Origin of the sequence: Paraglaciecola sp. (assembly GCF_030730205.1) — a bacterium.
In the GTDB taxonomy this organism is placed as follows: domain Bacteria; phylum Pseudomonadota; class Gammaproteobacteria; order Enterobacterales; family Alteromonadaceae; genus Paraglaciecola.
The window spans coordinates 1-9,581 of record NZ_JANQVQ010000250.1; the positions used below are offsets into that span (position 1 = coordinate 1).

The 9,581-nt window shown below is 39.0% G+C and carries 3 protein-coding genes and 1 pseudogene; 3 read left to right on the forward strand and 1 reads right to left on the reverse strand.

All coding sequences use genetic code 11. The features are described from left to right. Positions 1-236: 236 nt before the first annotated feature. From NWQ57_RS16400 to recD, 3 genes are read left to right on the forward strand one after another with little or no spacing between them, the layout of a single operon-like run. On the forward strand, positions 237-3,545 hold the full coding sequence (locus NWQ57_RS16400) for an exodeoxyribonuclease V subunit gamma (protein WP_306023244.1): 3,309 nt from the start codon (positions 237-239) through the stop codon (positions 3,543-3,545). After that, positions 3,542-7,162 (forward strand): exodeoxyribonuclease V subunit beta, encoded by a 3,621-nt coding sequence (gene recB / locus NWQ57_RS16405; protein ID WP_306023245.1) that lies wholly within the window; start codon positions 3,542-3,544, stop codon positions 7,160-7,162. Before NWQ57_RS16400 ends, recB begins: the two co-directional genes overlap by 4 nt. Then, positions 7,159-8,874, forward strand: coding sequence for an exodeoxyribonuclease V subunit alpha (recD, locus tag NWQ57_RS16410; RefSeq protein WP_306023246.1), 1,716 nt, complete (start codon positions 7,159-7,161; stop codon positions 8,872-8,874). The genes recB and recD overlap by 4 nt, the downstream gene beginning before the upstream one ends. 454 nt (positions 8,875-9,328) lie before the next feature. Here the strand turns inward: recD and NWQ57_RS16415 are convergent. Next, a pseudogene (locus NWQ57_RS16415) lies at positions 9,329-9,581 on the reverse strand (transposase domain-containing protein); the annotation flags it as partial.

A 9,581-nucleotide genomic window follows, 5' to 3' on the forward strand; every position in this document is an offset into this window, starting at 1 on the left:
CCACGGGGTTAAATGACTTGCCAATGGCTTGTAAAGAGTAAATGTATTTGAATTACTGACTATTTTGTTGAATAAAAACGCCACTCTGATTCGAGTGGCGTTTAATCATAGCTTGAAAAATAAGGCAATGTTCTCATTTTCACTTTTTAAGTTGCTTGGACTTGAACAGCGTGAGATATTTTCTTTTTAAATGTAATTATGCATTTTATAACAAAGATATTATAAGGGATTAAACTTTGGATATTATCGCAAACACGAATATCAAGTACCTTCTGGATGCTTTATTGCAGGATTATAAAAAACACTATAATAAATTAGGTGCTTTTGGTGAATACATTATCGCGGTACCAAACAAATCTATAGAGAACTGGCTTAACGCTGAGATAGTTAAGCTTATCGGAATTAGTTCTGCTATTCGTTTTGAATCTTTGTATAAATTTCTCAACAATACATTTAGACGAGGCGCTATTGAGCAGGCTGGCTTGTTAGATAAGCGGCAGTTGTCGGCAGTTCTATTTAAGTTGTTATCTGAATTGAATGAAAAAGAGGTAGATAGCTCTCATCCTTTGAGGGTACTGAAAGTTTGGTTAAGCAAACAAGATCAAGCGCAGTCATTGGCGCAGCTATGTTTTTCATTGGCGGATACCTTTGAACTTTATCAAACCTATCGCTCTGATTGGCTTGATGCTTGGAAACAGAAAACACTCATTCTAAATGATGCTACCGAACTTTGGCAGGCTGAACTGTGGCGATTAATATGCGAAGAGTTACCACAAAACACATTGTTACATCGTGCTCAATTAACTGAATCTTTTAAGACAATGCTGGAGGAAAAAAATACGAATGCTTTGCAAGGATTGAGGCAACTTGCGATTTTTGGTGTAAACCAATTGGATGTAGCAACCTTGGCTCAAGTAAAATTGTTGAGCCAGCAGATACCTGTATCTTATTTTTGGCAGCCTGTCTCGAAAGAACTATTTGGTACTGAAAATGTTGCAATTGAAAATCAGCAGTTAGTTTTAAAGCAAGAGGCCTATTATTCAGGGCAAGCACTATTAGCATCTTTGGGTGGTGCCTCGCGCCAGCAAGCGTTGCTGTTTTCTAATCTGGGGATTGAAAGACCCCACGAAACAAGTCAGCAAGAAACTGCAGATGATTTATCCCAAGACCTTCTAAGCCATATTAAAGCAGAGTTAATAAATAACCGTAAACTTCCACGTACCCATGAGTCTCAAATTGGTGGTTGTTTGGATAGTAGTATTAGCATTAATGCCCATTTTTCCCGTTTTAGAGAAGTTGAAGGTTTGTATGATTATTTACTAGAGCAATTTAACCAAGACACATCGCTAAAACCCGATGATGTGATTGTGATGTGTCCAGATATTAATGCTTATGCATCCTATGTATATGCAGTGTTTGAAAACCAATCATCAGCTAAAGCTATCCCTTTTCAAGTGTGTGGCGTAAATGCTGCAACTAGCGATGTCGCTTCTGTATTAATGAGTTTGATTGATCTGCCTCGTACCCGTTATGAGCTAAGCAGCGTGATTGATTTGTTAAATCAGCCAGTGGTTAAGAAACGTTTTGATTTAAGTAATGAAGATGTTGAGCAAATACATGCTTGGTTTACCCAATCAAATGCCCATTGGGGCTTAGATAAAACAACGTTAAGGCAATTGAAATTACCTGAGTATGATAGATATACGCTACAAAAAGCGGTTGACAGAATGGTGCTTGGCTTGTCGCTAGATGGCATTGGCTTGGGTCTTAGCGATGAGAACATATATGGAATTGAAGGCATTTCAGCATTACAGTCAGCGACTTTAAGTAAGTTGATCATGTTTATGGATGCATTAGCGAAGTGGCGCGATGTGTGCATTGACAGCGAAGGAGAAGTAAAATCTTATTCTGCTTCCCAGTGGGCTGAGTATTTAAGAGGTTTAGCTGACACTTTTGTTGATGTGCCTCACAAAGAGTTGGATAGTTTAAATGCTTGGTATCATCTAATCGTAGAATTTGAACGTGGTTTTATTAATGCTGAACTGAACTATAACTATGCTTACGTTAGCTCTCAGTTACGGCAAGCCATAGAGGCCTCAGTGACTTCGGCCTTTGCATACCGTTTTGGGAAAACCAACATTGGTTCCTTTGGTGCCTTAAAAGGTATTCCAGCTAAAGTGATTGCTATACTAGGACTCAATGAAGCGGACTTTCCGCGCAAACCAGCAGCAGATAGTATTAATCTGGCAATTAGGCAGCCACGATTAGGTGATAGAAATCAAACTGAGCAAGATAAAGATACATTCTTGATGGCTTTGCTAAATTGTGGTTCGCGTTTTTATTGCTCTTATGTCGGTCGGGATTTGCGTAGTAATGCAAAGCGAATTCCCAGTGTAGTGTTACAGGAATTATTAGATCTCATTCAGCCTGATGTGGAACTTCAAAAAGCCATAGTCCCACAACATCCAATGAAAGCCTATAGCAAAGCATATTTTCAAGAAAATCGCGAGCTTTACACTTATCAAAACTTTCAGTCACAGAATTCACTGTTAGTGGATAAAGATATTGATAATAAACCCACCTTGCCGCCTTGGGAAATGCCTGAGCAGATAACAGTTCAAATGTTAAAAGCGTTCTTAGAAGATCCTGCAAAAGTGTTTTTCAAAACGCGCTTTAATGTAGATTTACCGGATCTTGAGGTTGAAACTGGGGATGAAGAGCCAATGGCTGTTAGCCCATTAACGCGCTGGAAATTCATTGATGAATTACTACAAAGAGGTTTAGAGCTGGGTGAAATTAATGCCGAGATGATAGCGGATTTGAACTTGCCTTATCTCGCCTCGGGTTTGATGGAAAATGATTATTTTGCTCAAAAATCTTTGCAAAGCTGGGGCGATACCGCAAAAGCCGTATTAGATAATGTTTTGAAAATTAAAGCGCAAAAAAAGCCTACTCTGCAAGTTGTAGATTTAACTTTGGATGTTGATGGAAGAGCTCTTCATCTAGTTGGCGAGATTAATTTATTCTGTGATGCAAGTACTGCTGATGTTATCCACTTAGCGCAGAAAAGTGGTAAAAACGTGTCTGAAAAATACCTGATGCGTGCCATTGTTGATACACGCATAGCTGAGGCATTAAAGAACGAGGAACAGGTTAATTACAACAGTAGCTATCTTGCTTGCCAAGATAAGTTGTATCGCTTAGAAGCAGATACCGCATCAGGTAAAAATAGTCTAGAAACATGGTTAAGTTTATATAAGTCAGTAATGAATAATCCTATTGCTTTGGATATAGGTTTGGCTTCTAAAATCAATGCGGGCAATACATATCGTGATGACTTTGAGCAAATGCTAGACGATAGCGCTGGACCATTTTCAAATCTGCGCCTATCGAAAGCGATGTTGCTGCTTAGTAATGATGTATCAGCGATTGATAGAGGTGAAGAGTTTATTGAGCATTTCCAATACTTGAAACCAGGAAAAACTGCTGATGAACCCGGGTCAAAGCCACAATGGATTGAAGTGGTGCAAGGAGACGCAGAATGATTGATCGCAAACCTACATATTTAGCTGTTCCTTTGCAAGGGAAAAACTTATTGGAGGCTAGCGCCGGTACGGGGAAAACCTTTACGGTGGCGTTGTTATATTTAAGAGCTTTATTAGGTGTGGGAACACCTCATAATAAGCCTCTAGCCGTTGAAGAAATTCTAGTAGTGACTTTCACCAATGCCGCTACAGAAGAGTTGATAGAGCGTATTCGGCAGCGCATTAAAGAAGCAATCGATTACTTGGATGATATTTCTAAAGATGCTGCTTTAGGTGATGTTTTAGCCGCTGCTTTTAACTTGCATGGAGGTAATAAGAAATATTGTTTAGGTCTGCTTAAAAAAGCGCTAAGCCATATTAGTTTTGCCAATATTTCTACGATACATAGTTTTTGTGCAGACCTCTGTAAAGGTATTGCTATTGATTCAGGGTTACCGATAGCGATCACTTTATCGACTGATAGTGAAGTAATCAACGAGTCGATTATGGATGTGTGGCGTGAAAATGTTGCTCAAGGTGATAGCTATTATCAATCACTCATAGACAATTTAGCTAAACATAAAACGATTTATAAAAAAGTTTTATCAAGCCGAGTAGTGAGTTTATCTGTACCCCAGGATTCACTTTTAAAACAAACCTTTTTTGAGCGTCGCCCTGAACGTGCAGAACTGGTTCAGTTTTTTAATAAGTATTCTGTCGTTTATAACACCCCATATAATAATGAAGCTAAGGTTTTAGAAGCATTGGATGATTTATTTGCTATTGAAGATGAGCACACAAACATTGCTGCCACTACACTTAAATTTTTTGCTTCAAGTAGGCTAGATAGCACAGGAAAAATAAGTGCTAAAGCAGATAAAACGTTATTGAGGGAATTAGAGGCTGAGGTAAAGAAGCATGCTTTTTTTGGACTGTGCGATAATTTCAATGGTACTAGAAAGATAAGTATTCCTTTAGTGGATTACCAATTCTTTTATAAAAGCACTGAGTCACTGTTAAAACGATTAAACAAATACGAGAGCAATACCGGTAATATTTATTCTGATCGACTTATTCAACTTGCCGCTGAAGTTAGTGAAGACCCTCGAGTCTCTGAGCTTATAAGAAGAAAGTTACCCTTAGCCATTATTGATGAATTTCAAGATACAGACCCTTTTCAATACCGTTTATTTAATAATATATATTCAGGAAATGATTATGGTTTACTAATGGTGGGCGATCCTAAACAAGCTATTTATGCCTTCAGAGGAGGGGATATTTACACCTATTTGCAAGCCAAAAAGGATGCGGATAATACCTATAACTTAGATGCTAATTATCGTTCTGCTGATAAACTCGTGGTTGGGATTAAAGCGATTTTTGAACAGCCTCTATGTGAAGATCATAAGAGAAATAAGCAGGGCGCATTTAATCAAGCTCAAATTCAGTTTACTGATGTAAAAGCCAAAGCAGAAAAGCCATTATTAATGGTTGAAGATGAGGGTAAGTTAAAGCCGCTTGTAGCTATAGCGGGAGAATACATTCCGGATAATGAAGATTGCTCTCTTAATTCAGCTGCAAGGCAACGAATAACTGCAAAGAGGGCAGCAGATTATATTCATAAGCTGCTAAGCCTATCTGATAAGGCGCGATGTTTTTTAAGTGAAGATAATGATAAAGCTAAACTCCGAGCTTTAAAGCCCAGTGATATTGCCTTGTTAGTTAATAGCCATGGTGAAGCAAAGTTGCTAAAAACTGCGTTATTAAATCTTGGTATAGCCACATTAACGCAATCAAAAGAGTCTATTTATAAAGAGCCAGAGGCTTATGATATTTGGCTGATTTTGCGAGCCATATTAGAGCCACAAAATGCTCGTTATTTTGAAGCAGCCCTACTTGCTGAAGTGAATGGTTTAGGTTACGGAAAAGTTTATAAAGTGATTAATAACGAGGTTGTTCTTCAGCAATGGATAGCTACACTCCACGAGTTAAATGAATCGTTTATAAATTTAGGCCCTTTAGTAGCTTTAACACGTTGGTTTAATTTGATAGGCGCTACGCAAAGTCTTATGAAATTAGAAAACGATAGAAAGGCAACTAATGTCACTCAGTTGTTAGAGATTTTACAAGAAAATTATATTTTGTTTGGTGGTGGGCTAAAATTATTGGCTCGTTTTGAACGTGCGATTGCGGCAGAAGACACATCAGATGAAAGTTTGATTCGATTGGAAAGTGATGAGGACCGAGTGAAAATCATTACTATCCATGCATCTAAAGGTTTGGAATATCCGGTTGTTATTGTACCTTTTGCCTGGCGAGATTCAGTGCAAATTCGAGATGGTTTGTACAGCATGCACGACATCGAAGGTAAGGTATTATTTGGTTTTTGCGAAGAAATAAAAGAAGAGCAAAAACAAGAACTCTTAAATGAGAAGTTGCGCCTTTTTTATGTAGCGTTAACACGAGCATCTCGCCATTTAGTGCTATTTTTCATTGATTCACAAGAGCCTAAAAAACACACTCCTAGTAGCGCTTATAATAAATCACCTTTAGCTTGGTATTTTCCGACGGACTCGGACAATCTTTCAGTAAAATTTGCACATGAGAATTTTGTAAAAGCATTAAGCAAAGCGAACGCGGGATGTATCAGCCTCCATGATTGTGCATTAGCAAATAAGGTGGAGCAGTGCGCTTTAGATGAATCATTAGATTACGAAAAGGTCGGTAAACTCTTTTCAGGTAAGATTGAACAGCGTATGGGTACGAGTTCATTCTCTATGCTTTCTCGTGGTTACAGTATTGAGATGAAAGATGAGGATGAGTCTCAGATCACAGCCGAAGACACCAACCATTCGCCTAAAAGTCGTTTTGCTTTGGCCAGAGGCGCAAATATCGGGACTGCTTTGCACAATGTTCTGGAATACACTGATTTCACTCAATGGTGTGCGACTATTTCAAAAGAAACCATAGATAAATTAACTCAACTGATGCGGCATGAGCTAAAAGCCAACGGGGTTATATTAAAAAGCGATAAGCTTGAAGAGGAGTTACCTAAATATACGCAGTGGATGCGAGAGGTGATAATGACACCATTTTTAGACATTGGTAGCACCAAAATAGCACTGGCAAATTTAAAGGAATGGCGTTCAGAGTTAAGCTTTACCTTTGCACTTAGCCCTTCTTTTTCCAAAAGTGGTTTAAGTGACCTGCTGGAAAAATTGGGTTATAGCTTAAAAGGATTAAAAGGACCTACTATCTATGGCATGTTAACGGGATCAATTGATTTAGTGTTTTGTCATGACGGAAAATATTATTTAGCAGATTATAAGAGTAATCATTTAGGTGTTGATCATGACGCTTATAACACAGATGCGCTAGCACAAAATAACGACAAAAAAGCCTATACATTGCAGTATTTAATATATTGCTTAGCTTTACATTTACATTTATCTGAACGTATCCATGATTATAACTATGAAGAACATTTTGGAGGTGCCTTTTACCTCTACATGCGTGGGATGCATCCAGACTATAAAGGCAAAGGGGTGTTCTTTCACTGCCCTAAAAAACAAGTGATTGACCAACTGGCAAATTATTTTTTACCCGAAAACTATTCTGATATGGCGGGGTGCATATGAGCGATTTATTGCAATCACATGAGCGATTAGCAGATCTATTGCTCGGTCACATCAAAGATACAGTTCTTGATTTGCCAGACAGAATTGCATTGAAATCAAGTTTAGTTAAGTTAAGCAGTAGCGTGGTGATGGGTAGTAGCTGCATCTACTTAAGCGATGATATAAAGGCAGTTTTTGAACGATTGGCAGAGCAACTATCATGGTTTTCACGTGCTTCAGAATCTGACCGTGACAGAGCAGTTATTTTACTGCAAGACGACCGTTTATATCTAAATAAGTATTTTAAAGCTGAGCGCGATATTGAAGTTAGTCTCAAGGCATTAGTTGAGCAAAAATCGGTAATCAATGAAGCGCATATATTAGAAAAAATCGCTCTTTTGCAGCACATCAGTGATGCAGGAAAAATGGTTATCCTTAATACATTGCGGCAAAATTTATCTGTCATCACTGGTGGGCCTGGTACAGGTAAAACAACCATTGTAGTGCGAGTGCTGGCGTTATTGATCGAGCAGTATCATCATCAGGGGCAAAGCAAACTAAATATTGAAATATTAGCGCCTACAGGTAAAGCAGCTGCAAGAGTTAAAGAATCTATCGTAAAGCAAAAAAAGGAATGGCTGCAAGATTTACGTGGTTTTGACAAAGAGATAGTCGGTTCTATCCCTGAAAAATCTCAAACCGTCCAAAAGTTTCTTGGTATTAACCCTACGACTAGAAAAAGCCGTTTTAATCGCGGCCAAAAAGCGAATGTTGATATTTTGATTGTGGATGAAGCATCAATGTTAGATGTGATGCTGATGAAGGAAATATTAGCCGCCATTAGACCAACAACAAGATTGATACTGTTGGGTGATCCTTATCAACTAGCGTCTGTGGAGGCGGGCAACGTTTTAGCACAAATTGTTGCAGCGGCTGCTTTAAGTCAAAAGACTTGGTTAAGTCAAGCATGTACGGAGCTTACTGAGAGTCATCGATTTTCAAGTAATAGTGGCATAGGTAAGCTTGCGGCGTTAACCAATAAAGGGGAGGAAGAAAGAGTTTTAGCTTTATTACATGATGATAATGTCAGCGATGTTGACATAGGTGATATTGAGAAAGCATTGGCGAAATCAATATCAGGTTATGACCATTATAAATCGGTTATTTCATCGTTTAGCGATGTTGATCATAGCAGTATTGAAAACGTTTTCTTAGCATTTGAACAGTGGCAAGTTTTTTCGCCATTTCGTAAAGGAAAGCTTGGTGTTGAAGGTATTAACTTAACAATAGAAAGCGCTTTATCATTGGGTGCAGCAGATACATGGTATGTGGGTAAACCAATTATAATTACAGCCAATGATCATGCGTTAAAACTTTATAACGGTGACATAGGAATTTGTTTAGATAAAGAAGGTAAAACCGTTTGTTTTCCAGCAACTGAGCCTGATGAAAATGGATCTCTGAATTATCGTTTCATCAATACGCGTATTTTACCAGAGCATCAATTAGTCTTCGCGATGACAGTTCACAAATCGCAAGGGTCTGAATATGAGCATTGCATGTTAGTTGTCCCCGAGCCTACTGAAAATCAACGAAGCCTCTTAACTCGAGAGATTCTTTATACTGCTATTACCCGCGCTAAAAAAGGGTTTATGTTATTTGCAACAGATTCTGAAATAAGGCGTATGGTATCAAACAAAACTGAGCGAATGAGTGGGTTACTTAAAACTTGAATAATGACGGTAGTTAGAGTGAACACGCACATACAAAAGCTTCAGAGGGGTTCAACGTTGAAGGTAAAGTGTCTGAAAGCAGCGTCCTGATTCGGCGGAAATTGATCCTGTGATCTGTAAGCGTTCATTCTAGGACGTATTGACGCCTTATAGATTTCTGCTAACCATCCTGACTAGACCTCTTTCATGATCCGCAGCATTCCCGGCGGGATTTTCCACTGGCGATTATCGTCGCTGACCACCATCACTGATTTCTTGTTGATTTTGATTACCACCCCGAACACTTGGCCTTCTTTGGCTTTGAAGTGGACTTTTGGCCTAAACGTAGCTGGCCTAGGACATTAATATTGTTTTGCAAACGCAAGTACTCAATCCGCTTCCAGATCAGCTCGTTCAAGTCGTGCAGTTCGTCTAAGGTTAAGTCTTCTATGCGCATATCGCCTCCGTCTGGAGGCTATTCTACCGAAGTGGCGGGTAAAGCAAAGAGGTCAGAGCGCAGCGGGTTGTCAGCGAACTTGGTTTTCCAATACCGTGGCGTCAGTTCGTGTACCTGGCTGGCATGATGTTGACTAATACGCAGCAGTACATCAGCCAGATAATCGTTCACGTTGATATCATGCAAGCGGCAGGTGACTATGAGGCTTTGGATAACGCCAGCCGACATGCTCTGTACCGATTTCGGTCCAACAGAACAACCAATTTTTTCT

Excerpts from the sequence above, each read along its gene's own strand:
- recB (WP_306023245.1), top strand. The coding sequence starts at position 3,542 with ATGATTGATCGCAAACCTACATATTTAGCTGTTCCTTTGCAAGGGAAA.
- recD (WP_306023246.1), top strand. The coding sequence starts at position 7,159 with ATGAGCGATTTATTGCAATCACATGAGCGATTAGCAGATCTATTGCTC.